This window comes from Paraburkholderia hayleyella, assembly GCF_009455685.1.
GTDB classification, from domain to species: domain Bacteria; phylum Pseudomonadota; class Gammaproteobacteria; order Burkholderiales; family Burkholderiaceae; genus Paraburkholderia; species Paraburkholderia hayleyella.
Genome location: NZ_QPES01000001.1, coordinates 1,736,432 through 1,760,331 on the forward strand (window position 1 = coordinate 1,736,432; position 23,900 = coordinate 1,760,331).

Sequence of the window (23,900 nt, forward strand, 5' to 3'; positions counted from 1 at the left end):
ACAAGCTTAAAACAAGCTGTCCGATTGGGAGACTTTCATGCGTACTCAAGTCGGTATTATCGGAGCAGGCCCGGCGGGCCTGCTTCTGTCCCATCTGTTGCATCTCAGGGGGATCGAATCAGTGGTTCTCGAAGCGCGTACCCGTGAGCAGATCGAATCGACCATCCGTGCGGGTGTGCTGGAGCAGGGCACGATGGACGTGCTGCGCGAATCGGGCGTCGGCGAGCGGATGAGGGCGGAAGGCGCCTTGCACCATGGCATTGAACTCGCGTTTGACGGCAAGCGGCGGCGCATTGACCTGCATGGCTTGACAGGCCAGTCGATCACCGTTTACGCCCAGCATGAGGTCATCAAGGATCTGGTGGCGGCACGCCTGGCGGCGGATGGGACGATCCTGTTTGGGGTCCACGACGTTTCGCTGCATGGCATAGAGACGCCAACGCCTTCCATCCGGTATCGGCACGAAGGCGAGGCTCATACGCTCGAATGCGATTTCGTGATCGGCTGCGATGGCTCACAAGGCGTATCGCGCGCGGCTATTCCCGTTGATGCTCGCCGCGATTACGAGCGGGTCTACCCGTTTGGGTGGTTCGGTATTCTTGCTGAAGGACGGCCGACGGCCGACGAGCTGATTTACGCCCGTCACGATCGCGGTTTTGCCTTGATTAGCACGCGCTCGCCCAATGTGCAGCGGATGTATTTTCAGTGCGACCCGAAAGACTCGCTGGAAGCGTGGCCGGACGACCGGATCTGGAGTGAATTGCATGCGCGTGTCGATTCCGCCGATGGGCAGCAAGTCATCGACGGCAAGATATTTCAGAAGAACATCGTGGGCATGCGGAGTTTCGTCTCGGCCACGATGCAGCACGGCCGCCTGTTTCTTGCCGGTGACGCGGCGCACATTGTTCCGCCCACGGGTGCAAAAGGGCTCAATCTTGCGGTTTCTGACGTCCGGATACTCAGTCATGCACTGGAAATCTGGTACCGCAGCGGCAATGAGGCGGCCCTTGCGGCCTACAGCGAAACGGCGTTGAAACGGATCTGGCGGGCCGAGCACTTCTCGTGGTGGATGACGCGCATGATGCATCGCCTTGACGACGCCTCGCCCTTTGAGCAGCAGTTACAGGTTGCCGAACTGGAGCATGTGACGACGTCCCGGACGGCGGCGAAATCGCTGGCGGAAAATTATGTGGGTTGCGTGGCTATCTAGCTTGAGCCTTGAGCGGCGGGGACTCTGCCGCTTGACGCGCGAGGATTGTTTGATGCGCCCGCGATGCAGGTAAAGCCGTGGGCCGCCGCGAGTCAAACCATGGCGGCCCGTGTGCTCGTGTGCCCGTGTGTGTCCGTGTATTAACCTGGCGATAGCGTCGGATAGCGGTAAACCAGATGCGGGTAGGCTTGCTCCGCGCGGAGATTTTCGCGGATGATCCAGTCTTCCACGGCTTGCAGCGCGCCAAGACAGGATCCGTGCAAAGGGTCATCCAGCGTAATGTAGCCACCCTTCGGGTGCATTTTCGGCTGGACGGCATCGAGACAGTATTTCACGGCATCATGGATGTCGCAGTCGATATGGGCCAGCGCGATGGCATTGACCGACTTTAAAACCTGGGGCGCGGTATCGGAAAATAAACCTTTGACCAGCTTGAGATTGCTCAGTCCTAATTCATGCACATAGGCAGCAAGGTCATCGAAATTCGTGTCGGAGAAGTCGCCCAGCTTATGCAAGTCCAGAACTTCGTCGGTTTTGGGCATGCCTGCGAAGGTATCGAAGGCATAGACGGTACCGGGGAGTTGGAGGCGGCGCGCCACGTTAGCGATGAAGATGGCACTGCCGCCTTTGTAGCTGCCGAATTCCAGAAAATCCCCCGTGATTCCCTCAAGCCCGAATTTCATGATAAGAAACAGGTTCATCAGTTTGTGTTCGGCCAGTATGGTTCGGCCAAGGGCCAATTCGAGGCTTTCCCGATAGACTTCGTCGTTTTTGATGGATTCGATCAGAGCACCGTATTCCAAACACCAGCCGCGTGTATGGCCTGCGGTTATATTCCGGCCAGCGACAATGGATTCTGCGTCAGCGCGGTGAAGTTTTTTTAAGGTGGTGTTGAGTTCGGCTGGGTTGTTCATGCCGGAGATGACTGATATAGATGAATAACGAGCACTCATATCTTTTTCCAGGCTTGGTTGGTGGGGGAGACGATCACTATAACGAAGATGCACGGATGTTTTTATTCGAGGTACCGAGGGTATGTATAAGTCATGTGACAGGGCAGTATAAACGACGGCTAGTGCCGGCCAGCTTGTATTATCGGCAGGCGGTTCAGGCAGCAAGCTGCGGCACGGTCTTTTGTATTAATTCATTTTTAAATCTGTTTTTTTTGAATCAGCATGACAAACCAGAATAATGCGCAAAATAGCGCGTTCGATGACCATTCGACACCAGGCTGCCAGCCGCTGCTTGCGTTGCGTCTTACCCTTGTCACGCTCGCGCTTGTCACTTTGCTGTCGGGCTGCGGTGTGTTTTGCGGTGGGGGTGGCGGAAGCGGCGGAGGGTTCGCCGGTGGGTGTGCCACGGGTATACGGTTTTGAGCGGCGCGCGGCTTGAGTGCGCATACAGTGGAAGTGGATCACTCATGAAACATCCAGGTGAGAGCGCTACACCGGACCTTGAGCTCGCAGCCCAGGAGGCGCGTGACCACTATTTCATGATGCAGGCGCTAGCCGCTGCGCAAGAAGCGGACGCTGCGGGAGAAGTGCCGGTGGGCGCGGTCCTGGTCAAGGATGGCGTCGTGCTTGCCAGGGGTTTCAATCACCCGATTGGTTTGCACGACCCGTCAGCACATGCGGAAATGGTGGCGTTGCGCGGCGCGGCCCAGACGCTGGCCAACTACCGTCTGCCGGGATGCGAACTTTATGTGACGCTTGAACCCTGTTTGATGTGTGCTGGCGCCATCATGCATGCCCGCCTTGCCCGCGTGGTGTTCGGCGCACGGGACCCGAAAACCGGTGTGTGCGGCAGCGTGGTGGATGCTTTTGCCAATCCGCAGCTCAATCACCATACGGTAGTGGTCGGAGGCGTGCTTGAAAGTGAATGCAGCGCGGTGCTCAAACGCTTTTTTGCTCAGCGGCGCCAGCTTGGCCGTGATGCGCGTGACGCGCGCCGGGCGTCGGAGGCCATCGGGGCTGATAGCGCGTCATCAGGGCCACGCCAGGTTCCCCAGACGTAAAGCCGCGATTTGGCGCTAACACCTGTCCACGGCCCAACTTACTGCTCCAACTCAGCCTCTTTCTTGCCCATGACTGCTCCTCGCATCCTCGAACTGATCGCGCCTTCAGGCTATCCCGACAATTCAAACGTGGTTCAGCTCGCGTTGCAGCGTTTGGCGGAGCAAGGTCTGCAGATCGAGGGCGAGCCGGTCACGCAGCGGCGCTATCAACGCTTTGCCGGCACCGATGGCGAACGGGCTGCCGATCTGAACCGTCTGGCTGACCCTGCGCGGCGTTTGCCGGATATTGTTCTGGCCGTACGCGGTGGATATGGCGCGGTGCGCGTGTTGCACGGTCTCGACTACGAAGGCTTGCAACGACGTTTGCAGGAGCAGCCCGTGGCGTTGGTGGGGCATAGCGATTTCACGGCGATTCAACTGGCTTTGCTGGCACGCGCGGGGCTCACGACGTTCGCTGGCCCGATGCTGACGAGCGATTTCGGCGCGCCGGTTCTTAGTGCATTCACGCAGGAACACTTCTGGACGGCACTGACCCAGCCGGTTTTCGCGCTGACGGTGACGGCGCCGCAAATCCAGAGCGCCGATGTGACAGGCACGTTGTGGGGTGGCAACCTGGCGATGCTGGCTGCACTGGTTGGCACACCCTATATGCCGCCTGTGAAAGGCGGCATCCTTTTTCTTGAAGACATCAACGAGCAGCCATTCCGGCTCGAACGGATGATCTATCAACTCCATCTGGCGGGCATTCTGGAGCAGCAGCAGGCGCTGGTGCTGGGAGACTTCTCGGGCAGCCGGACCTTCGATTACGACAACGGCTATGACTTGTACGCGATGATTGCGCAGGTGCGCTCGCTGGTCGGGATTCCGGTGTTCACGGGTTTACCGTTTGGTCATATTCCCGACAAGGTCACGTTGCCGATGGGGGCGAAGGCACATCTCATGGCCAATACGCATGGCTTTACGCTGACGCTCTCGGGACATCCGACACTGGCGTAAGGCTGCCGATTTTTAACAGGCCTTGTCTTTTTCCTTCTTTTCTTTTTCCTGACCTTGCCTGACCGTGAGCAAGGGTAAACGCTTATGTTTTGCTGCCGCGGCGGAATGAGGCCCGTGCTGTCCATACTTCGGCCCTGACCCGCACTATCTGCCTGCGTGTATGGTGCCCAGGAGCGTTTTCGCTACACTTGCCCACTTTACGGAGCGGATCTGGGCGCCTTCTCCTTCTCCTCCAGTTCTCCTCCTGTTTTCGTGTCCCTGTTCCGGTGTGTGCTGTGATGCCTCGCTGCGCATCGTGTGCTGCCATGACGCTTTTTCCGCTCATTACGCTCATTACCTTTGCATCCCACCATGTCATCTGATTCGAATCGCTTGCCTGATCCGCTCGACTATCCACGCGATCTGACCGGCTACGGCCGCTATCCCATTCATGCCCAGTGGCCTGGACGGGCCCGTATCGCTGTGCAGTTCGTGCTGAATTACGAAGAGGGCGGCGAGAACTGCGTGCTCCATGGAGATCCGGCTTCGGAGCAGTTTTTATCCGAAATTATCGGCGCGGCCGCTTATCCCGCCCGTCATATGAGCATGGAGTCGATTTACGAATACGGCTCGCGCGTGGGCGTGTGGCGTATCTTGCGTGAATTCGAAAAGCGCGCCTTGCCGTTCACGGTATTTGGCGTGGGGATGGCGCTTGAGCGTCATCCCGAGCTGGCTCGCGCCTTCGTTGAGCTGGGGCATGAAATTGCCTGTCACGGTTATCGCTGGATTCACTATCAGGATGTCTCGCCCGAGCGCGAAGCCGAACACATGCGTCTTGGCATGGAGGCGATCGAGCGTGTCACGGGGGTGCGTCCGCTGGGCTGGTACACCGGCCGCGACAGCCCCAACACGCATCGTCTGGTAGCGGAATATGGCGGTTTTCTCTACGACTCGGATTATTACGGCGACGACCTGCCGTTCTGGATGGACGTCAAGGTGAGCGGTGGCGCGATCGTGCCGCAACTGATCGTGCCGTACACGCTGGACACCAACGACATGCGTTTCGCCAGCCCGCAGGGCTTCAATACCGCGGATCATTTTTTTACCTATCTGCGCGATGCGTTCGATGTGCTTTACGCCGAGGGCGACGAATCTCCCAAAATGCTTTCGGTTGGCATGCATTGCCGTTTGCTGGGGCGGCCAGGGCGGTTTCGTGCGCTTCAGCGGTTTCTCGACTACATCGAGCAACACGAGCGCGTGTGGGTTACGCGGCGCGTCGATATTGCGAAGCACTGGCGCGAACATCATCCGTATCAGCCCAAACAGCTCAAACAGCCCAAACAGCTCAAACAGCACGGGAGCGAGGCATGAAAGCGATGCAATACACCCTTAAGCAGCTTAATCAGGCGTCAGTCGAGGCGTTTGTTGCGGCTTTATCGGGGGTTTTCGAGCATTCGCCGTGGGTGGCCCGTGACGTGGCTTCCCAGCGGCCTTTCGCCAGTATTGACGCGCTGCATCGCACGATGTCGCAGGCAGTCGAAGCGGCGGGTGAGCCGACCCAACTCGCGCTCATCAATGCTCACCCTGAGCTGGCGGGCAAGGCCGCGATACGGGGCGAACTGACGCAAGAATCGACCCGTGAGCAAAGCGGCGCAGGCCTCGATCAATGCACCCAGGACGAGTTCGACACACTGTTAAGGCTGAATGCCGCCTACCGGGAGAAGTTCGGTTTTCCGTTCATCCTTGCGGTGCGCGGGTATGACCGCCACGGCATCATCAAAAATTTCGAGGCGCGCGTGAATCACAGTTACGCCGAAGAATTGCGCGCGAGCCTCGACCAGATTTACCGCATTGCCCGCTTCAGGCTGGATGACCTGATCAGCGCTTGAGGAGTGCCTGTGGGTATTCCTGATTCCTGCGGGTATGCCTGGTAAGCCCGGGGCTCAAAACGAGCCCTGTTTTTTTGACACGTGTTTTGACACACCGACACAACGACATAAAGAGGAAGACAAAGATGGCACTCCCCATTTCCGATCCGAATGCGCCTGATTTCACGCGCCGTTATGTGAACCTGGCGGATCCGCGTCTGGGTGCGAAGGCGCTTGTGGCAAGCGATGATTTTTTCGCCCCGAAGGAACGGATGCTGAACCCGGAGCCTGCTGTCTTCATTCCTGGCAAGTACGACGACCATGGCAAGTGGATGGATGGCTGGGAGACGCGCCGCAAGCGCGCCAGCGGTTATGACTGGTGCGTGGTCAAGCTGGCCCGTCCGGGGGTCATCAAGGGGCTGGATCTGGACACGAGTCATTTCACTGGCAATTTTCCGCCTGCCGCATCGGTGGAAGCCGCTTACGTGACCGATACGACCGATAACGCGCCCAGCGAGAGCACACAATGGCACGAGATCGTGCCCTCGGCCACCTTGCAGGGCAATAGTCACCACTACGTCGAAATTACCGATACGCGTCCCTACACGCATCTGCGCGTGAACCTGTATCCCGATGGCGGTCTTGCCCGTTTCCGCGTGTATGGCCAGCCGCAAATGAACTGGGCGGACGCCAGCCGTACCGAGCAGTTTGATCTGGCCGCGATGGAAAACGGCGCTTATGTCGTGGCGGCGAATAACCAGCACTTTGGGCCGGCTTCGACCATTCTGATGCCGGGCCGTGGCCAGAACATGGGGGATGGCTGGGAAACCCGGCGGCGGCGTGAGCCTGGCAACGACTGGGCTATTGTGGCGCTGGCGCAGCCTGGCGTGATTCGCAAGATCGAAGTCGATACCGCGCACTTCAAGGGCAACTACCCGGACCGCTGCTCGATTCAGGCGGCCTATGTGAAGGGCGGCACGGATAGCTCGCTGATTACCCAGGCCATGTTCTGGCCTGTTTTGCTGGACGAGCAAAAACTCGAGATGGACAAGCAGCATTATTTTGCCAGCGAGGTGGCGACACTGGGCCCGGTTACTCACGTGCGCTTCAATATCATTCCTGACGGCGGGGTATCGCGCTTGCGCCTGTGGGGAACACTCGCGTGACGGCGATGACGGCCCTTCGGGTCGAACCCCTGACACGCGAGGCATTCGCGCCATTTGGCGATGTCATCGAGCTAGCGGGTGCCAAACAGGTGCCGATCAACCTTGGCACGACTATCCGCTATCACGATCTGGCGCATATCGATGTCGCGGACGAGGTGGGGCGGCCGCTGGTGAACCTGTTTCGCGGCCAGCCCCGCACGCTGCCATTCGAAGTGAAGATGCTGGAGCGTCATCCGCTGGGCAGCCAGGCGTTTATTCCGTTGAATGACAAGCCGTATCTGGTGGTCGTCGCACCCGCTGGCGAACTTGACGCCGCCCTGGTGCGGGCGTTTATCACCAGCGGCTGGCAGGGTGTGAATTACGCGAAAGGGGTCTGGCACCATCCGCTGATCGCGCTGGGTGAGGTGAGCGATTTCATCGTGGTGGATCGGGGGGGGGACGGGCTGAATCTGAATGAACAGGATTTGCCCGCCTCGCTATGGCTGAGCGCTGATGCGATTCATGGCGATAGCACGATCAAGCGCGTGAAGGGTTGATGCGGCGCGGCGTTGGGTGTGGCCGGTTGGCGGTTTTGTGTGGCGATGCGAGGATGCGGCTTAAGTGGCGCCCACCGGGTTGTGACGGTGGGCGTTTTTCATGAGCGTGCCCGCCTGGCCGTCGAGGTTTGTCAATCCCGCTTAAGCCTGGCTTCGGCTGCGGTTTGTGTTTGTGCTTGCGCTTCAGTTGTTGCCGCAGGCCAATGGTTTTCGAACACGCATTCGGACAGTGGCAAACGGCTTGCCCAACGCTGGGTTTCGAGCATCGGTTCCGTATAAAACTGTTCGACGTGGCCAAGGCATAGAATCGCCACGGGCTGCGCGCCTGGCGGCATGTGCAGCAGCGCCCGAACCTGCGCGCAATCGAAGAGCGACACCCAGCCCATGCCAATCCCTTCGGCGCGGGCGGCTAGCCACATGTTCTGGATGGCGCAGGCCACCGATGCCAGATCCATTTCGGGCAGTGTCCGGCGGCCAAAAATATGGGCCTCGCGCTGGTCCATCAACGCCATCACGAGCAGCTCGCCGCATTCGAGCATGCCCTCGACCTTGAGCCGCATAAACTCATCACCACGCTGGCCGAGTGCTTCCGCGGTTTTTTGCCGCTCGTCGTCAACCAGACGATGCAGTGCGTGACGCAGTGTGGGGTCGGTAATCCGGGTAATGCGCCAGGGTTGCATGAAGCCGACGCTCGGCGCGTGATGGGCGGCTTCCAGCAGCCGTTGCAACAATGCGGGGTCCAGCGGTGTGGGCACAAAATGGCGCATGTCGCGCCGCTCGTAAATGGCACGGTAAACCGCGGCGCGTTCGACATCGTTAAATGGCTCGGTCATAAGGAATGAGGGCAGTCAATTGAAGTAGCGAAGTAGCGAAAGTAATGAACGTAGCAAAAATAACCAAAAGCAGCCAAAAGTAGCATTAGCCGCGGTGATAGGTTAGCCCGGTTGAATCATGGTGAGGACGTACGTTGCTGTTATTGTCCGCTGATGCTTGCGGTGACACAAATAATCAATCTTTTGTTGCCGTACACGTTAAGCTCGATTGTGTTCAGGGACTACGCACCCTGTGCGCTATACGTATTACATGTGTTACACGTATTACACCGGCTGAATTTTCCTGACGATGTAAACAGCCGTTTTACTGGTTTTATGTGGCGTCATCCTTTCATCTTTATCACTGTGAGGGAAACATTATGAAACTGAACTCTATCAGCCAGTACCTCGTCGTTGCCACGCTGGCCGCCGCGTCGGGCCTGGCTTGTGCACAAGGTTATTCAGGCCCGTCGGCGCCCAATTACAGTGGCCCGTCAACCATCGCCACCATGACGGTCAAGCAGTTGCTCGATAGCGGCGTGGATGACCAGCACGTCATCGTGCGCGGCAAGCTGGTGCGGCATACCGGTGGCGAGCATTACGTGCTGGCGGACGCCACGGGCGAAATCGAGGTTGAAATTTCATCCAAATACTTCCCCATCAATCAGACCATTTCGCCCGAAATGAATGTGAGCCTGAGCGGGAAATACGATAAAAAAATGTTTGGTAAATCCCATCTGGATGTCAAACAAATGATTACCGTCGTGCAATAAATTCGCCCGTTTACGGGTTTTCCGCGGGGCAGGGTTCGTGCCTGTCCCGCGCAACTGTTGCACTGCACTATCCCGATTTTGTTGCGGTTACACTCTCGTTCAATACATTCCATCGCCGTTGCGCCTGGTTTTGTTGCATCTCATTTTGTCTTCGCCTATTCAACGATTCAACGGCGGTGATTCGCTGCGGCAAGACAACCTGAATCACCTGCACACCCGAATCACCTGAATCACCTGAATGCCGCTACGCGCCAGGGTCTCTTGCCAGAGGCTCGAGTCGGGGAGCGGTTTTGTTTTCCTGATTTGAATGGCATCCATGATCCATAGCCTGATTTCTGAAATCCTGTTTGGCGTTACCGGTTTGCTCAGCATCATCAACCCGTTTGGCATTGCGTTTGTTTTTCTGGACCGGACCGAATCGCTGAGCCCTGACGAGCGCGCCGTGTTGGCCAAACGCATTGCGATCAATGCCTTTTGCGTTCTACTCGTGGTGTTTTTTGCCGGAACGCCGATCCTGCATTTTTTCGGTATTTCGATGGAGGCGTTGCGTATTGGCGGTGGTCTGGTGGTTGCGGTAAGCGGCTGGCAGATGCTCAACGCGCCCGATACCCCGCAGCGGCCCGCGTCGGATGTCAGGCCCGTGGATGCGGATAACGCCATGTCACGCGCGTTCTTTCCCCTGACTATTCCATTGACAACGGGTCCCGGTACCATGGCAACGGCGATCGCGCTGAATGCGAACCGGGCTCACAAGCTGACGGATTTCATGTTGTCGATGGTCACCACGATATCGATTGCGCTGATCGTGGCGCTGGTCATCTATTTCATTTACAGCCGCGCTGCGACCTTTGCCCGATACCTGGGCGCAGAGGGCACAAAGGTCGCGCTGCGGGTGTCCGCCTTTTTGCTAATGTGCGTGGGCGTGCAGATTATCTTGACAGGGTTGTCCGAATTTATTACCCCACTAGTGAGCGGCGCGCAGGCTCTGAATTAAACGCAACTGCGAAACGCAACTGCGAAACGCAACTGCAAAACGCAACTGCGAAACGCAACTGCAAAACGCAACTGCGAAACGCAACTGCAAAACGCAACTGCAAAACGCAACTGCAAAACGCAACTGCAAAACGCAACTGCAAAACGCAACTGCAAAACGCAACTGCGGCTGCGGTTTTTCGTGGGTTTTCAAGGCACTTCGTACGAACACAAGCTTGGCCGGAAGCGATGTCGACCGCTGAGCGTCTGTGACTATTTTCGACAGGAGACACACGATGTGCCGCTGGCTTGCCTACACCGGAAATGCCATTTCACTCGAAGCCGTGCTGTTTCGGGCCAGGCATTCGCTGATCGACCAGAGCCTGCATTCGCGGTTGGGACAAACGACCACCAACGGTGACGGCTTTGGCGTCGGATGGTATAGCCATCCCACCGTGCTGCCGTTTCGCTACCGCAGTGCGCATCCGGCCTGGAGCGATCGAAATTTGCGCGATACCGCACGGGCGATTCATTCACCGCTTTTCGTCGCGCATATCCGCGCCGCGACCGATACGCCCGCGCAGGAAACCAACAGTCACCCGTTTCGCTATGGCCGCTGGCTGTTTATGCATAACGGCGTGGTGCGCGATTATCCGCGCGTCAAACGCGATTTGATGATGGCGATCAATGCCGAGCTTTTTCCGTTAATCGAAGGGTCAACAGATTCAGAAGTGCTGTTTTTTCTGGCGCTGACACTGGGTCTCGAACTCGATCCGGTGCGCGCGCTGGAACGGATGGTGGCGGTGGTCGAAGGGGTCGGCAAGCACCACGATGTCGAGCATCCACTCAATATGACTGTGTGCGCGACCGATGGCGAACAGCTCATCGCCGTGCGCTATTCGAGCGAGCGCCAGTCGCGTTCGCTTTTTCATAGCACCTCGTTTCACCAGTTGCACGCGCTTTATCCCGATGACGAGCGGATCAAGGCGGCCGGTGACGACGCGCTTCTTGTACTGTCCGAGCCGCTGATCGATTTGCCCGGCTGGTGGCAAGAAATTCCTGAATCCACGGTTGTGATCGCGCGAGGGGGCGCGATCGAACAGCGTCCGTTCACGCCGCATCTGGCATGAGACGTGAGGGCATGGATCCCACGAGCTCAATGAGCGCGTCAGGCTCATCACTCATGGCGAAGGTGGCACCGCAGGCGCCAGAGGCGGGACGATGGCTCGACGCGGCACTTGCCGCGCAGGAAGCGGGACGTCTGACGGAGGCGCTGGCCGCCTATGAGCAACTGCTGACATTCGCCCCCGAGCATGTGCTGGGCTGGAACAATCTGGCGAATCTGTTGCGCCAGAGCGGCCGCTGCCTTGAGGCCGAAACAGCCTATCGGCGCGCGCTTGAATGGGCGTTGGCACGGGCCCCTGTGCTAACACCTGAATCCGCGCTAGAGCGCGCGCAGATTTACGCCAACTGGGGCGGCGTGCTGGAGGACCTGGGGCGCCTGGCCGAAGCCGAGGCGGCCTATCGCCATGCCGTGGCGCTCGCGCCTGAGTGGGCTCCTGCGCAATTTAACCTTGGCTTGCTGTTGCTCAGCCAGGGACGTTATGCCGAAGGCTGGCACCATTACGAGGCACGCAAGGCCGTCTTCGCTGAACATGGGACACTGCCGTTTCCTGAATGGCAGGGTGAGTGTCTGCAAGGCCGTTCGCTTTTGTTATTGCCCGAACAGGGCTATGGCGACACGCTTCAGTTTGTACGCTACGCCAGGCTGTTAAAAGAGCGCGGCGTGGCGCACCTCTCGCTCCTTTGCGCTGACGCTCTGGCGCCGCTACTGCAAACACAGACAGCCATCGACCACCTGATCACGCGGCCTGAGACACTCTATGCCCACGATTTCTGGATCTCTCTGGCGAGCCTGCCTTACCGTTTTGGCACGCTACCCGACACGATTGCTGCGCCGCCTTACCTGAAGGTGCCCGCTGAGCGCGAAGCGTTGTGGCGTGATTGCCTGCCGCCTGCCGCATGGCGTGTTGGCCTCGCATGGAAGGGCAGTGCCTGGCATGAGAATGATGCGCATCGTTCCTTGCCGCACTTTTCAGTGTTGCAGCCGCTGTGGTCGCTGGCAGGGGTGCAGGGGGTGCAGTTTGTGAGCTTGCAAAAAGGTGAGGGCGAGGGTGAAAGCGAAGCCTGTGCGGCACAGCAACCCGTGATTGCAGCGGGCGCGGCATTGCGCGATTTTGCCGATACAGCGGCCCTGGTGGCGCAAATGGATTTGATTGTGTCTGTGGATACAGCGTTGGCGCATCTGGCAGGCGCGCTCAATGTGCCCTGCTGGGTGATGCTGCCGCGGCATGGTGTTGACTGGCGCTGGCTGAGACACGGCGAACACACGCCATGGTATTCGCCTTCGCTGCGCTTGTTTCGCCAGCAAGAAGCGGGAGACTGGCGCACGGTGGTTGATGACATCGCCTTGCAGTTGCGCAGGCTGAGGTAAACCGGCTCGGTGTTCTTTATCCGCATGTTCCCGGATTCCCGGATTCCCGGAGAATCGCAAACAAGAACCGTGAGCCCATCGCCGCGCCGGCATTCCTGCCCGGCGCGGCGATTTCAAGTGACGCCTGTGGTTTAGCCGGGTTTATTTATTCGCTCCGCTCTGAAACCACATGGCGATCTTTTGCCGCTCCTCGTCAGTCATTTTCGTGACATTGCCAAGAGGCATGGCCTTGAGCGTGACCGACTGCTGATAAATCTGCTGTGCGTGCTTTGAGATTTCATCGGGCGTATCGAGCAGCACGCCCGCGGGCGCACTGCCCATCATCGTCGGGTGCGACGAGTGGCAAGTGGCGCAACGTTGCTCGACCACATGGGTAATGTCGGCGATACGCACGACCGGCGCACCGGCTGCTTGCACGACCGGCACAACGGGTTTGGGCATGGTCCAGCCGAGCGCGGCAAACATCAGCACGACACCGATGACGGGCAAATACCACAACACTTGGCCGCGATGACGCATCACGAAGAATTGCCGGATCAGCGCACCGGCCAGCATGATGATGACCAGCACCGCCCAGTTGTAAGGATGGGTGTAGGTCATGGCGTAGTGGTTCGACAACATGGCGAACACTACGGGCAGCGTGAAATAGGTGTTGTGCACCGAGCGTTGCTTGCCGCGCTTGCCGTAGACCGGGTTTGGTGTGTCGCCCTTGAGCATCGCCGCGACCATCTTGCGCTGGCCAGGAATAATGACGAAAAACACGTTCGCCGACATGATCGTGGCGAGCATCGCACCCATGATCAGGTACGCGGCACGGCCGGCGAAGATATGGCAGGCCAGCCATGCGGCGATCAGTACATACAGGCCCACGCAGATGCCGAGCATCCGGTCGCGGTTGCCAAGCAGGCGGCACAGCGAGTCATACACAATCCAGCCCGCCGCAAGAAAACCCAGCGCCGAGGCGATGGCCACAACCGGGCCCATGTCCAGCACGTTTTTATCGATGAGATAGGTGTTCGGGGCAAAAAGGTACAGCACCATGAACAGCGCAAAACCGGAAAGCCAGGTGGTGTAAGAGGGCCACTTCGACCAGTGCAGGTCGTCGGGCATTTCGGGCGGGGCGACCGTGTATTTTTGCATGTTGTAGAAACCGCCACCATGCACATGCCACAACTCGCCAAATACACCGCGCCGCCTCTGGTTTGGGTCTTGCGGTGGTTTCAGGCTGTTATCCAGGGCCACGAAGTAAAACGATTCGCCGATCCATGCGATCGCAACGATCACGTGAAACCAGCGGATCGCCAGATTGAGCCAGTCGGTTATAAAGCCTTCCATGAAACGCCTCCTCTTCATCTTCGTTGTAGGCCAGGCGCTGGGTGCACAAGGGTGCTGCCAGCAGCGGCTGGCGGAGTGCGGGCGTGGGTCGCGGGTACCCACCGCTTTTCGCATCCGTTTGTGGTTGATTGAGCGCAGCGTTGGCTGGCGCGATGTTGCACGTGGGCGGCCTAGCTGCCGCGATAAGTGCTGTATGACCAGGGCGAGACGAGCAGGGGCACGTGATAGTGCGCGCTGGCATCTGCAACGCCGAAGCGCAGCACGACCTGATTGACAAAGGGCGGGGTCGGCAGCGGCGTGCCAGCGGTGTTCGCCGCGAAATAGGCGCCTGCATGAAAGACCAGTTCGTATTCACCGGCGACGAGCGCCGCGCCTTCGAGCAGAGGCTCGTCGCAGCGGCCGTCATGATTGGTGACGGTCGTTTTGAGGGCGCGACGGGTGTGGCCATCGAGGGCAAAAAGCTCAACCTTGATTGCCGCGCCTGGGCGGCCATTCGCAGTGTCGAGCACGTGGGTGGTGAGTTTTCCCATTCGCTGTTGTCCTTGTGTGAGTGGTGAGTGGTGAACTGTGAGGTCATGGCGAAGTTTCAGCGGCACGCCGATTCGGACCGCGCCTGGCGGCGAATCGAGGCTCCCTGACGCGTGGCTGCCCGTGGCCGTTGGCAGAGGGTGGCGTGCACTGTGGCCGCCATTGTAGAAAGATGCACCCCGCAGTGCGCGAGCGATACAAAAGATAAGCCAGCCGACATGACGGCTGACTGAAAGCATAGGGGCGGGCCTGTCAGGCCAGCAGGACACGGTACTAGACACGGCACTATATGCGGGTGAATAGAATCGGCATCACTACGATGAGGATTGTCAGCGCAATTTTGACCGGAGAAAGTGCGGCTCGTGCGCTGCGTGTGGCGCCTCCCGAAGACGGCGCCGGTTCGCTGGGTAACCGGGGTTTTACTGAGCGGGTTTTGTTTTCACGGGAGAGCCAGGGTGTCGCACACAATGAAGTCTGGAAAAACGCTGCTGGTCAAGCATGCCGAGATGCTGGTCACGATGGATGAGACGCGCCGCGAAATGCGTGACGCGGGCCTGTATATCGAAGACAACCGCATCGTTGCGGTGGGGCCCAGTGCGACGCTGCCGGATACCGCCGATGAAGTGCTCGATCTCGCGGGCCACCTGGTCATCCCAGGGCTGATCAACACGCATCACCACATGTATCAGAGCCTGACGCGGGCGCTGCCTGCGGCGCAAAACGCGGAGCTGTTCGGCTGGCTCACGAACCTGTACAAGGTCTGGGCTCATCTCACGCCGGAGATGATCGAGGTTTCCACCCTGAGCGCCATGGCGGAGCTGCTGCTCTCCGGCTGCACGACTTCGAGCGACCATCTGTATCTCTATCCGAATGGCAGCCGCCTCGATGACAGCATCGTCGCAGCGCAGCGTATCGGCATGCGTTTTCATGCTAGCCGCGGCAGCATGAGCGTGGGCCAGTCAGCGGGCGGTTTGCCGCCTGACGCGCTCGTCGAGCGCGAAGCCGACATCTTGCGCGACACCCAGCGTCTGATCGAGACCTGGCACGATGCACAACGCTATGCGATGTTGCGGGTCGTGGTGGCGCCTTGTTCGCCGTTTTCGGTGAGCCGCGATTTGATGCGGGAATCGGCCGCCCTGGCTCGCCATTACGGCGTGTCGCTGCATACGCATCTTGCCGAGAACGTCAACGATATCGCCTACAGCCGCGAGAAATTTGGCATGACACCCGCTGAATATGTCCAGGATCTGGACTGGGTCGGCCGCGATGTCTGGCATGCGCATTGCGTGCAGCTCGATGAGCCGGGCATCCATCTTTTTGCTCGCACGGGCACGGGTGTAGCCCATTGCCCCTGTTCGAACATGCGTCTGGCTTCGGGGATTGCCCCGGTGCGGCGCATGCGGCTTGCCGGTGTGCCGGTCGGCCTTGGGGTTGACGGTTCCGCGTCGAACGATGGCGCGCAGATGGTGGGCGAGATGCGTCAGGCCTTACTGCTGCAGCGCGTCGGTTTTGGCCCCGATGCGATGACGGCGCGCGAGGCGCTGGAGATCGCCACGCTAGGTGGTGCCCAGGTGCTGAACCGCGACGATATCGGGGCCCTCGCGCCTGGCATGGCCGCTGATTTTGTGGCGTTTGACTTGCGTCAGTTGAGTTTTGCGGGCGCGCTGCATGATCCCGTGGCCGCGCTGGTATTTTGTGCTCCTTCGCAAGTGGCCTATAGCGTGATCAACGGGCAGGTGGTCGTGCGCGAGGGTGTTCTGGCGACGCTCGAACTCGCTCCCGTGATCGAGCGCCATAACCATCTCGCGCAGTCGCTTTATCAGGCCTCACATTAACTCTGTGGAGGTGATGCAACGGTGGGCTGAGCGGTGGACTGAGCCGGCTTTTTTCCGCTGCGCGGGACCGGCTGGCTGGGGCTGGAACCCGGGCCAGGACTAGAACTGGCAAGGATGCTGGTACCGTCGTTATGGCTCCGTGGCGAGGGGGGGCGGCCGATCAGCGTTTTGGTGGCTTCCGCGATCAGCCCGCGTAACCAGCGCACTTCCTCTGAGTAATGGACACGCTCATGCCACAGCTGGTAGTACTGCATGGGCGGAAAATCGATGGGTGCGGGCATGACGGTTAGCGGTAAAAACTTCGCGTAATAGTCCGCGAAAAGCCGTGTTGTCGTGAAGATCAGATCGGATTTGATCAGCACATAAGGTGCGAGATTGAAATAGGGCAGGGTGACGACCACATGACGCTTGAGCCGCTCGCGCGCCAGATGCACGTCGATCGCGCCACGCTGTCCCACCGAATACGGTGTGGGCGCCAGATGCGGCGCATTCAGGTAGGCATCAAGCGTCAGTTCTTCGCGTTTGACAAACGGATGCAGGGTGCTCATCAAGCAGACAATCTGGTCCACAAAAAGATTGGACAGATGGAGCTGTTCAGGCGGCTCCGGCCAGTTGCCGATCACGACATCGAGCTTGCCTTCTTCCAGCGCTATTTCGTAATCGAATGCAGGCCCGAGCGAATGAAATTCAAGTTTGGCCTGAGGCGCCGCGCGGCGAAAACACTCGACCACCGTCGGCACGAACAGCACATTCAGATAATCCGGGCTGCCGATGCGGAAGCTGCGTATCGAGGTGGCCGGATTAAAATTGCGTTGCTGATATTTGATGCGCTCGATTTCTCCCAGTGCATTTTGCACGGGCTCAAGCAAACGCAGGCCGTATTCGGTTGGCACCATGCCAATCTTGCCGCGTACCAGCAACGGGTCGCCCGTGATGTCGCGCAGGCGGCGTAATGCGGCACTGATGGCGGGTTGCGACTGGTTGAGTTTGACCGCGGTACGGGTGACGCTGCCCTCGATTAGCAGCGTATGCAGGACACGCATCAGATAGGTGTCGATTGCCTCGCGTTGCTGGCTCATGAATTCTCCTTAATATATCTTCTGTATAACATCAGCCTCTGAGACATGTGACTTTTAATATGGACATCGAATGGCGTCAAGGTAGGGTTACCCACAGGTCACCTGCAAAATCCAGCTGAACAAACGCATAAATAAAGACGCAAGGCGCGTATTCGTCTATCTTTGCCCACTCGAAACCAGGCAGGATTTTTTGGAAATAATTTGTAATTGTGAGGAATAACGCATGAAAACCGGTTTTTGCGGGCCAGGGTTAATGGGTGCACCCATGATTCGTCATCTGCTGCGCGCCGGATACCCGGTTCAGGTATGGAACCGCACACCGGCTAAAGCACAGGCGTTAGTCGCCGATGGCGCGCAACTCGCGGCGACACCCGCCGCGTTATTTGATTCGACCGAAGGGGTGTTGCTTTGTCTCGCGGATGCAGAGGCCGTTGAGGAGGTGGTGTTTGGCCCGGTGGGTGTGTTGAGCCCGTTGAGTTCGGCGCGCGGCGCGCAGGACAAGCTGGCCTGCCAGCCTCACGTGCGCTGGATTGTTGACCACTCGAGCATTGCTCCACAAGCCACGCGTCGGCTGGCCCAGCGCGCGGCCGCCGTGGGTGTGGGCTGGATCGATGCGCCGGTGTCGGGCGGTGTCGGCGGAGCTGTCGCGGGCACGCTGGCGGTGATGGCCGGGGGCGACGCGGAATATCTGCAGCAGGCCATGCCCTTGCTGCAAACCTATGCGGCACGCATTACGCCGATGGGCGCCGTGGGCGCGGGGCAAACCGCCAAACTCTGCAACCAGGCGATTGTCACCGCAACCCTGGCTGCGATCGCCGAGGCATTGAGCCTCGCGCAACGCAGCGGCCTCGATGCGGCGCGCCTCGCTGAAGCGCTCGCGGGAGGCTGGGCGGATTCAGTGCTATTGCAAACGTTCGTGCCCCGCATGACGCATCCGGGCGCAGCACCGCAGCCTGTTATCGGTGCGCTCAAGACTTTCCAGAAAGATGTCGAGGCGGTTGCCGCGGCGGCCGGCGAGACCGGCACACCCATGCCCGTGGCGAGTACGGTGCAGCAATTGCTGCGTTTAGGCATGGCGCATGGCTTGGGTGAAACCGATTTATCAGGTTTTATCGATATTTTGCATATGCGTCCGCGTGCCTGAGACGAAGCAGTGTGTTCCCGCTGTCCGCTGATAGATAGCAATAAGCTGTTAAAATCTCGGGTTTTTCTGCGTTGCGCCGTCCACGCCTTGTTTTTCTTCGCGCGCTCATTATTTATCAAAGTTTTCAACCCAAGTTCAATCAACCCAAGTTCAAAAGGGACACGCCGTGCTGTCTACCGCCAACATCACCATGCAATTTGGGCCGAAGCCCCTCTTCGAGAACATCTCGGTCAAATTCGGGGAAGGCAATCGCTACGGCCTGATCGGTGCAAACGGCTGCGGCAAGTCCACCTTCATGAAGATTCTCGGTGGCGATCTCGAACCCAGTTCCGGCAATGTGATGCTCGAGCCCAACGTGCGCCTGGGCAAGTTGCGCCAGGACCAGTTTGCTTACGAGGACGTGCGCGTGCTGGACGTTGTGATGATGGGCCACACCGAGATGTGGCAAGCGATGACCGAGCGCGATGCGATTTACGCCAACCCCGAGGCGACTGACGACGACTACATGCACGCCGCCGAACTCGAAGCGAAGTTCGCCGAATACGACGGTTATACGGCCGAAGCGCGTGCGGGCGAGCTGCTGTTGGGCATTGGCATTGCGATTGACCTGCACGCGAGCCCGATGAGCGCCGTGGCACCGGGCTGGAAACTGCGCGTGTTGCTGGCCCAGGCGCTGTTCTCGAAGCCTGACGTGCTGCTGCTTGATGAGCCGACCAACAACCTGGATATCAACTCGATTCGCTGGCTGGAAGATGTGCTGAACCAGTACAACTCGACGATGATCATCATCTCCCACGACCGGCACTTTCTGAACCAGGTGTGCACGCACATGGCCGATATGGACTATGGCACGCTCAAGGTCTATCCCGGCAATTACGACGATTACATGCTGGCCAGCACCCAGGCGCGCGAGCGCCAGCAAAACGCCAACGCCAAGGCGAAAGAGCGCATCTCCGACCTGCAGGATTTTGTGCGGCGTTTTTCGGCGAACAAATCCAAGGCGCGTCAGGCCACAAGCCGCGCCAAACAGATTGAAAAAATCAAGATCGAGGAATTCAAACCGTCCTCGCGGCAAAACCCGTTTATCCGTTTCGAATACGACAAAAAGCTACACAACATCGCGGTGGTGGCTGAGCGCCTGACAAAAAAGTACGAACGCACGCTGTTTTCGGACTTTAGCCTGAGCGTGCAGCCTGGCGAGCGGATCGCCATCATCGGCGAAAACGGCGCAGGCAAAACCACGCTGCTGCGCTCGCTGCTGGGCGCGATCAAGACCGATCATGGCAGCGTCAAGTGGGCGGAAAACGCGAACATTGGTTATATGCCGCAAGACACTTATGAAGAATTCCCCGACGATGTCACGCTCCTCGACTGGATCGATATTTATCGCAAGGAAGGCGACGACGAGCAGATGGTGCGCGGCACACTTGGCCGTCTGCTGTTCAATGCGGACGATATCCGCAAGTCGGTCAAGGTGCTCTCAGGCGGTGAGAAAGGGCGCATGATCTGGGGCAAGCTGATGCTGGGCCGCCATAATGTCCTGCTGATGGACGAGCCCACCAATCACATGGATATGGAATCCATCGAGTCCCTGCAGATTGCGCTCGATAAATACGAAGGCACGCTGATTTTCGTCTCGCACGACCGCGAGTTCGTCAGCGGCCTGGCGAACCGGATCATCGAAGTGCGCACCGATGGCAAGCTCAACGATTTCAGCGGTAATTACGAGGATTTTCTGGCGAGCCAGGGCGTGCAGTAAAAACTGGACGCTCAGGTTTGAAAAAGCCGCTTCGAGACATGAAGCGGTTTTTTTGTATGTGGCGCCAGTTTCATCCCTGACTCATCCAGGGAGCGCGATTAGCGCGCGGGTTTCTGAAAGCGCATCGCCGTGCCTTCACGCTGGATGCGCTCCCACACGGCGCGCTTTTCTTCCGGGCTGAGAAACACCCAGTTCGAGACTTCAGCGGCGGTGCGCCCGCAGCCCTTGCAGACTTCGTCGAATAGCGTCGAGCAAACGCCGATGCAGGGGCTGTCTGGGAGATCATGCAGATTGGACGTCATCAAAGGCCTTGGGACAGCAAGGCGGCCATGCATGGCCGCACATTAAAACGATTCGAAAAAGAAGGGCACAGGCCGCGTTCCCGGTCAACTCCGGGGCGCGGCCTTTGTTGTGCCCGTGCCTGTGCCCGTGCGCTCGCCAGACCCTGAGGCTTGGGTTAGCGCGAAATGCTGTAGCCGATGCGCACGACAGTGTGCTGACGCCGGTTGTAGTCGAGGATATCCTCGCCATAACCATTGAAATAGCCGAGCCACACATAACCGCCCCATGCGCTGCCGATCAGTCTGGCCAACGGATAGGTGAGTTGCGCGTCGACGCTGCCATACCAGCTTTTCATGCCTTTGCGCAACGTTGTAGCGAGCTGCCAGCCATTTGGGCTGCCGTACTTCACCAGCAGGTCCATATAACCCCGATAGTCAGCGATGTCACGATTGTCGCTTTTCTCGATGTAGTAATAGAGCTTGGGTGAAATGCTCAAGTGGTTCGCCTCCAGATCGCCGAACTCCCAGGTGGGGCGCACAAACGCAATGTTGATGCTGCGCGAATCCGCACCGGCCTTGCCGTTTGATTCGTGCCCGATCCCTGCCATCATCCCCATGCGCGAAAACCACGGGCTATGCCAGCCGGTATCCGCCACGTCGTAGAACACCTGCGGCTGATAGCTCGTGTCACGAAAGGGCTTCGAGGCCTTGGACAAATCCCAGATCGAGGTTTGCGTATACGCGAAGTACAGGTTGTCGAGAAACCGTTTCGAGCGCAGATCGTCGGGCATCATGACGCGGTACTTGAAGCTGAACTGGAAGCGCGCGGTGGTATCGCCGTTATGGCCAACGCCGACGTACATCGGCTCGAAGTACGAAATCCGGGCAAAGGCATCGCGGTTGGTCGTCAGCGTATCGCCTGAGGCGGCGAGTGGCTCGCCCGCTGGTTTGATCCTGGCGGATACCGCAGCGACTTGCGCCGGGGTGCTGGCGTCGGTTTCAGCGCGTTCGGCCTTGGCAATAGCAAGCTGGTTGGCGCCGCGATTGATCGTCACCAGCGCCGGTGACGCATCAAAACCCACCGGGTCGAGCCGCACCATGCCCCGTGCGAAAGCAGGCCAGGGCGCGGAGAAACTGACCTTGCGATATTCGCCCGGGCGCAGCCGCAACGTGTCGGGAATGCCGGGTTCGCGGATGAGTTCGATGGGCTGGGGCGCGAGGTCGTTGCTGGTCAGCATCAGGCGCAGTGTGGGCGGCACGACCAGTGTGAGCGGCTTGCCGGCGTTGTCGCTGGTGTATAGCAGGGTGATTTGCAACGGTTCGCTGGCAGCGGCTTCGCGCGCGGGCGCCAGCATGGCGCTGCCGGCGCAGGCCTCGCGTTCAAGGCCTATGACCGCGCCCAGGCTAATGAGCGCGGCCAGTACAAAAGCACCGCCTGGCCGACGAGGGCGCAAACAGAAAGGCAAGGCGTTCAGACGCATAGGCTGATGTCCTGGAAGGAGCAGCCCCGGTGGGGCTGAGATCGGGGCAAAAGGAGGCCGGACTGCTTGCGGTGCCCGCTATTGTAAGAGACGGGACGGCACGCATGGACTCACGCACGGGTTGTGCCGGTGACGGGAAAACAACGATGTGGGGTAAAGCGTGAGACCGGATAGCTGTCGCAAGCGCTGACGTGTCAGGTTACGCGGCTCAGGTACAGGCGAACTCGATGCGAACAAAACGAGATAAAACGCGACACCCTCTTTTTTGGGATGGACATCTGGCCATAACCCGATAAAATTGCGCCCGCTTAATTGCATGGATTTTGCACTGGCTTTACGCCGCTCCAGTGGCGTATAAATCACGAGTCGTAGACATTTTCGGCCCAGCCGCAAGCCGTACAGGCAATCCACGCGGGCTGGCGACAGCAGGTGACAGAGCGGGCCATGAGCGGGCCTAGATCGGAGGAGGGCGGGATGAAAAAACAGTGGGTGAACCGGCTGGCACTGCTGGCTGTATGCGCCGCAACGGGCGCACCGTGGCTGAACGCGGCGGCCAAAGACACGCAACTGAACATATACAACTGGTCGGATTACATCGCCAAAGACACGATTCCGAACTTCACGAAGCAAACCGGTATCAAGGTCCGCTACGACAACTACGATAGCGACGACACACTACAGGCCAAGCTTTTAACCGGTAATTCCGGCTACGACATCGTCGTGCCGACGAGCAATTACGCGGGCAAGCAGATCGCCGCGGGCATTTTCATGCCGCTCGATAAAGCCAGACTGCCGAATCTGAAATACCTCGATCCCGCGCTGATGGCGCTGGTAGCGGGCGCGGATCCGGGCAACACGTATGTCGTGCCCTGGGCTTATGGCACGACGGGCCTGGGTTACAACGTGACGAAAGCCCAGCAGGCGCTGGGCAAGAACGTGCCGCTCGATAGCTGGGACGTGCTTTTCAAGCCCGAGAATGTATCGAAACTCAAGGCCTGCGGGGTCTCGGTGCTCGATGCGCCCGATCAGGTCTTTGCTGCCGCGCTGCACTATCTGGGCCGCGATCCGGTGAGCGCTAACCCGGACGATTACCGGGCTGCGCTGGCCTTGCTCAAGACCATTCGTCCGTACATCACGCAGTTCAATTCATCGGGCTATATCAACGATCTGGTGGGCGGCGACGTGTGCTTTGCCTACGGTTTTTCAGGCGATGTCGTGATTGCCAAGCATCGCGCGCTCGAAGCCAAAAAATCCTACAAGATCGAGTACTACATTCCGAAGGGCGGTGCGCCGATCTGGTTCGATGTGATGGCGATCCCCAAGGATGCACCGCACAAGGACGCCGCGCTCGAATGGATCAACTACATCGAAACCCCGCAAGTGCATGCGGCCATTACCAATACCGTGTTCTATCCGAACGCCAATCTTGAAGCGCGCAAGTATGTGAACAAGGACGTCGCCAATGATCCCGCGGTCTATCCTCCGCCAGAGGTCATCAAAACGCTGTACCTGCTCAAACCGCTGCCGCCAGCGATTCAGCGGCTCCAGACCCGGCTGTGGACCGAACTGAAGTCTGGCCGTTAAACGTTATTTCATGTCGAATGACGCCGCACGTACAGCGTTTGAACGTGCTGGCGT

23 protein-coding genes are annotated in these 23,900 nt (G+C 58.9%); 15 read left to right on the forward strand and 8 right to left on the reverse strand.

The genetic code is table 11. The features are described 5' to 3' along the window. The first annotated feature begins 37 nt into the window (after positions 1–37). Positions 38–1,210 carry a 4-hydroxybenzoate 3-monooxygenase gene (locus GH657_RS07865; protein WP_153100187.1) on the forward strand — a complete coding sequence of 391 codons (1,173 nt, stop codon included), beginning with the start codon at positions 38–40 and terminating at the stop codon, positions 1,208–1,210. A gap of 140 nt (positions 1,211–1,350) precedes the next feature. On the opposite strand, the gene GH657_RS07870 is transcribed toward GH657_RS07865, so the two are convergent. Together GH657_RS07870 and GH657_RS07875 are read right to left on the reverse strand one after the other, a co-directional pair. Then, positions 1,351–2,217, reverse strand: coding sequence for a TylF/MycF/NovP-related O-methyltransferase (locus GH657_RS07870; protein WP_153100188.1), 867 nt, complete (start codon positions 2,215–2,217; stop codon positions 1,351–1,353). Positions 2,218–2,349: 132 nt separating this feature from the next. Further along, positions 2,350–2,628 (reverse strand): hypothetical protein, encoded by a 279-nt coding sequence (locus GH657_RS07875; protein WP_153100189.1) that lies wholly within the window; start codon positions 2,626–2,628, stop codon positions 2,350–2,352. Between the two features lie 2 nt (positions 2,629–2,630). On the opposite strand from GH657_RS07875, the gene tadA reads away from it, so the two are divergent. The 6 genes from tadA (at position 2,631) to GH657_RS07905 (ending at position 7,769) form a co-directional block, all read left to right on the forward strand. Then, on the forward strand, positions 2,631–3,224 hold the full coding sequence (gene tadA / locus GH657_RS07880; RefSeq protein ID WP_153100190.1) for a tRNA adenosine(34) deaminase TadA: 594 nt from the start codon (positions 2,631–2,633) through the stop codon (positions 3,222–3,224). Positions 3,225–3,293: 69 nt separating this feature from the next. Then, positions 3,294–4,220, forward strand: a complete 927-nt coding sequence (gene ldcA / locus GH657_RS07885) for a muramoyltetrapeptide carboxypeptidase (RefSeq protein WP_153100191.1) — start codon at positions 3,294–3,296, stop codon at positions 4,218–4,220. A gap of 351 nt (positions 4,221–4,571) precedes the next feature. Further along, positions 4,572–5,570, forward strand: coding sequence for an allantoinase PuuE (gene puuE / locus GH657_RS07890; RefSeq protein ID WP_425495734.1), 999 nt, complete (start codon positions 4,572–4,574; stop codon positions 5,568–5,570). Further along, positions 5,567–6,088 (forward strand): 2-oxo-4-hydroxy-4-carboxy-5-ureidoimidazoline decarboxylase, encoded by a 522-nt coding sequence (uraD, locus tag GH657_RS07895; RefSeq protein WP_153100192.1) that lies wholly within the window; start codon positions 5,567–5,569, stop codon positions 6,086–6,088. Before puuE ends, uraD begins: the two co-directional genes overlap by 4 nt. 125 nt (positions 6,089–6,213) lie before the next feature. Next, positions 6,214–7,233: an allantoicase gene (gene alc / locus GH657_RS07900; RefSeq protein WP_153100193.1), complete on the forward strand. Its 1,020-nt coding sequence runs from the start codon at positions 6,214–6,216 to the stop codon at positions 7,231–7,233. A gap of 5 nt (positions 7,234–7,238) precedes the next feature. Then, the gene (locus tag GH657_RS07905) at positions 7,239–7,769 is read left to right on the forward strand and encodes an ureidoglycolate lyase (protein WP_153100194.1); all 531 of its coding nucleotides are present in this window, start codon (positions 7,239–7,241) and stop codon (positions 7,767–7,769) included. 131 nt (positions 7,770–7,900) lie between these two features. Here the strand turns inward: GH657_RS07905 and bluB are convergent, their stop codons facing one another. Further along, positions 7,901–8,602 (reverse strand): 5,6-dimethylbenzimidazole synthase, encoded by a 702-nt coding sequence (bluB, locus tag GH657_RS07910; protein ID WP_153100195.1) that lies wholly within the window; start codon positions 8,600–8,602, stop codon positions 7,901–7,903. A 359-nt stretch (positions 8,603–8,961) separates the two neighbouring features. Here bluB and GH657_RS07915 point away from each other — a divergent pair, with 359 nt between their 5' ends. From GH657_RS07915 to GH657_RS07930, 4 genes are all read left to right on the forward strand, one after another. Next, positions 8,962–9,354, forward strand: a complete 393-nt coding sequence (locus GH657_RS07915) for a YgiW/YdeI family stress tolerance OB fold protein (protein ID WP_246174029.1) — start codon at positions 8,962–8,964, stop codon at positions 9,352–9,354. A 316-nt stretch (positions 9,355–9,670) separates the two neighbouring features. Next, positions 9,671–10,348: a MarC family protein gene (locus tag GH657_RS07920; protein ID WP_153101692.1), complete on the forward strand. Its 678-nt coding sequence runs from the start codon at positions 9,671–9,673 to the stop codon at positions 10,346–10,348. A 274-nt stretch (positions 10,349–10,622) separates the two neighbouring features. Further along, positions 10,623–11,456, forward strand: a complete 834-nt coding sequence (locus tag GH657_RS07925) for a class II glutamine amidotransferase (protein WP_153100196.1) — start codon at positions 10,623–10,625, stop codon at positions 11,454–11,456. Between the two features lie 11 nt (positions 11,457–11,467). Further along, complete coding sequence (locus GH657_RS07930; RefSeq protein WP_174769908.1) at positions 11,468–12,820, forward strand: tetratricopeptide repeat protein; 1,353 nt, start codon at positions 11,468–11,470, stop codon at positions 12,818–12,820. A gap of 141 nt (positions 12,821–12,961) precedes the next feature. Here the strand turns inward: GH657_RS07930 and GH657_RS07935 are convergent, their stop codons facing one another. Together GH657_RS07935 and uraH are read right to left on the reverse strand one after the other, a co-directional pair. Next, complete coding sequence (locus GH657_RS07935) at positions 12,962–14,155, reverse strand: urate hydroxylase PuuD (protein ID WP_153100198.1); 1,194 nt, start codon at positions 14,153–14,155, stop codon at positions 12,962–12,964. A gap of 170 nt (positions 14,156–14,325) precedes the next feature. Continuing rightward, positions 14,326–14,685: a hydroxyisourate hydrolase gene (gene uraH / locus GH657_RS07940; RefSeq protein ID WP_153100199.1), complete on the reverse strand. Its 360-nt coding sequence runs from the start codon at positions 14,683–14,685 to the stop codon at positions 14,326–14,328. Positions 14,686–15,150: 465 nt separating this feature from the next. Between uraH and GH657_RS07945 the strand changes: the two genes are divergently transcribed. After that, complete coding sequence (locus tag GH657_RS07945) at positions 15,151–16,518, forward strand: 8-oxoguanine deaminase (protein ID WP_153100200.1); 1,368 nt, start codon at positions 15,151–15,153, stop codon at positions 16,516–16,518. Here GH657_RS07945 and GH657_RS07950 read toward each other — a convergent pair. Next, entirely contained in the window at positions 16,515–17,597 is a 1,083-nt protein-coding gene (locus GH657_RS07950) for a LysR substrate-binding domain-containing protein (RefSeq protein ID WP_153100201.1), read from the reverse strand. The two genes, GH657_RS07945 and GH657_RS07950, sit on opposite strands and share 4 nt — an antisense overlap. A gap of 223 nt (positions 17,598–17,820) precedes the next feature. On the opposite strand from GH657_RS07950, the gene GH657_RS07955 reads away from it, so the two are divergent. Next, complete coding sequence (locus GH657_RS07955) at positions 17,821–18,741, forward strand: NAD(P)-dependent oxidoreductase (RefSeq protein ID WP_153100202.1); 921 nt, start codon at positions 17,821–17,823, stop codon at positions 18,739–18,741. Between the two features lie 166 nt (positions 18,742–18,907). Continuing rightward, the gene (locus GH657_RS07960; RefSeq protein WP_153100203.1) at positions 18,908–20,500 is read left to right on the forward strand and encodes an ABC-F family ATPase; all 1,593 of its coding nucleotides are present in this window, start codon (positions 18,908–18,910) and stop codon (positions 20,498–20,500) included. A 98-nt stretch (positions 20,501–20,598) separates the two neighbouring features. On the opposite strand, the gene GH657_RS07965 is transcribed toward GH657_RS07960, so the two are convergent. Further along, positions 20,599–20,802, reverse strand: coding sequence for a DUF1289 domain-containing protein (locus GH657_RS07965; RefSeq protein ID WP_153100204.1), 204 nt, complete (start codon positions 20,800–20,802; stop codon positions 20,599–20,601). Positions 20,803–20,957: 155 nt separating this feature from the next. Further along, positions 20,958–22,262 carry a phospholipase A gene (locus GH657_RS07970; RefSeq protein ID WP_153100205.1) on the reverse strand — a complete coding sequence of 435 codons (1,305 nt, stop codon included), beginning with the start codon at positions 22,260–22,262 and terminating at the stop codon, positions 20,958–20,960. 474 nt (positions 22,263–22,736) lie between these two features. Between GH657_RS07970 and GH657_RS07975 the strand changes: the two genes are divergently transcribed. Continuing rightward, positions 22,737–23,846, forward strand: a complete 1,110-nt coding sequence (locus tag GH657_RS07975; protein ID WP_153100206.1) for a polyamine ABC transporter substrate-binding protein — start codon at positions 22,737–22,739, stop codon at positions 23,844–23,846. Positions 23,847–23,900 lie beyond the last annotated feature (54 nt).

Coding starts and splice junctions, on each gene's coding strand:
- GH657_RS07865 (WP_153100187.1), top strand. CDS start 38: ATGCGTACTCAAGTCGGTATTATCGGAGCAGGCCCGGCGGGCCTGCTT.
- tadA (WP_153100190.1), top strand. CDS start 2,631: ATGAAACATCCAGGTGAGAGCGCTACACCGGACCTTGAGCTCGCAGCC.
- ldcA (WP_153100191.1), top strand. CDS start 3,294: ATGACTGCTCCTCGCATCCTCGAACTGATCGCGCCTTCAGGCTATCCC.
- puuE (WP_425495734.1), top strand. CDS start 4,572: ATGTCATCTGATTCGAATCGCTTGCCTGATCCGCTCGACTATCCACGC.
- uraD (WP_153100192.1), top strand. CDS start 5,567: ATGAAAGCGATGCAATACACCCTTAAGCAGCTTAATCAGGCGTCAGTC.
- alc (WP_153100193.1), top strand. CDS start 6,214: ATGGCACTCCCCATTTCCGATCCGAATGCGCCTGATTTCACGCGCCGT.
- GH657_RS07905 (WP_153100194.1), top strand. CDS start 7,239: ATGACGGCCCTTCGGGTCGAACCCCTGACACGCGAGGCATTCGCGCCA.
- bluB (WP_153100195.1), bottom strand. CDS start 8,602: ATGACCGAGCCATTTAACGATGTCGAACGCGCCGCGGTTTACCGTGCC.
- GH657_RS07915 (WP_246174029.1), top strand. CDS start 8,962: ATGAAACTGAACTCTATCAGCCAGTACCTCGTCGTTGCCACGCTGGCC.
- GH657_RS07920 (WP_153101692.1), top strand. CDS start 9,671: ATGATCCATAGCCTGATTTCTGAAATCCTGTTTGGCGTTACCGGTTTG.
- GH657_RS07925 (WP_153100196.1), top strand. CDS start 10,623: ATGTGCCGCTGGCTTGCCTACACCGGAAATGCCATTTCACTCGAAGCC.
- GH657_RS07930 (WP_174769908.1), top strand. CDS start 11,468: ATGGATCCCACGAGCTCAATGAGCGCGTCAGGCTCATCACTCATGGCG.
- GH657_RS07935 (WP_153100198.1), bottom strand. CDS start 14,155: ATGGAAGGCTTTATAACCGACTGGCTCAATCTGGCGATCCGCTGGTTT.
- uraH (WP_153100199.1), bottom strand. CDS start 14,685: ATGGGAAAACTCACCACCCACGTGCTCGACACTGCGAATGGCCGCCCA.
- GH657_RS07945 (WP_153100200.1), top strand. CDS start 15,151: ATGAAGTCTGGAAAAACGCTGCTGGTCAAGCATGCCGAGATGCTGGTC.
- GH657_RS07950 (WP_153100201.1), bottom strand. CDS start 17,597: ATGAGCCAGCAACGCGAGGCAATCGACACCTATCTGATGCGTGTCCTG.
- GH657_RS07955 (WP_153100202.1), top strand. CDS start 17,821: ATGAAAACCGGTTTTTGCGGGCCAGGGTTAATGGGTGCACCCATGATT.
- GH657_RS07965 (WP_153100204.1), bottom strand. CDS start 20,802: ATGACGTCCAATCTGCATGATCTCCCAGACAGCCCCTGCATCGGCGTT.
- GH657_RS07970 (WP_153100205.1), bottom strand. CDS start 22,262: ATGCGTCTGAACGCCTTGCCTTTCTGTTTGCGCCCTCGTCGGCCAGGC.
- GH657_RS07975 (WP_153100206.1), top strand. CDS start 22,737: ATGAAAAAACAGTGGGTGAACCGGCTGGCACTGCTGGCTGTATGCGCC.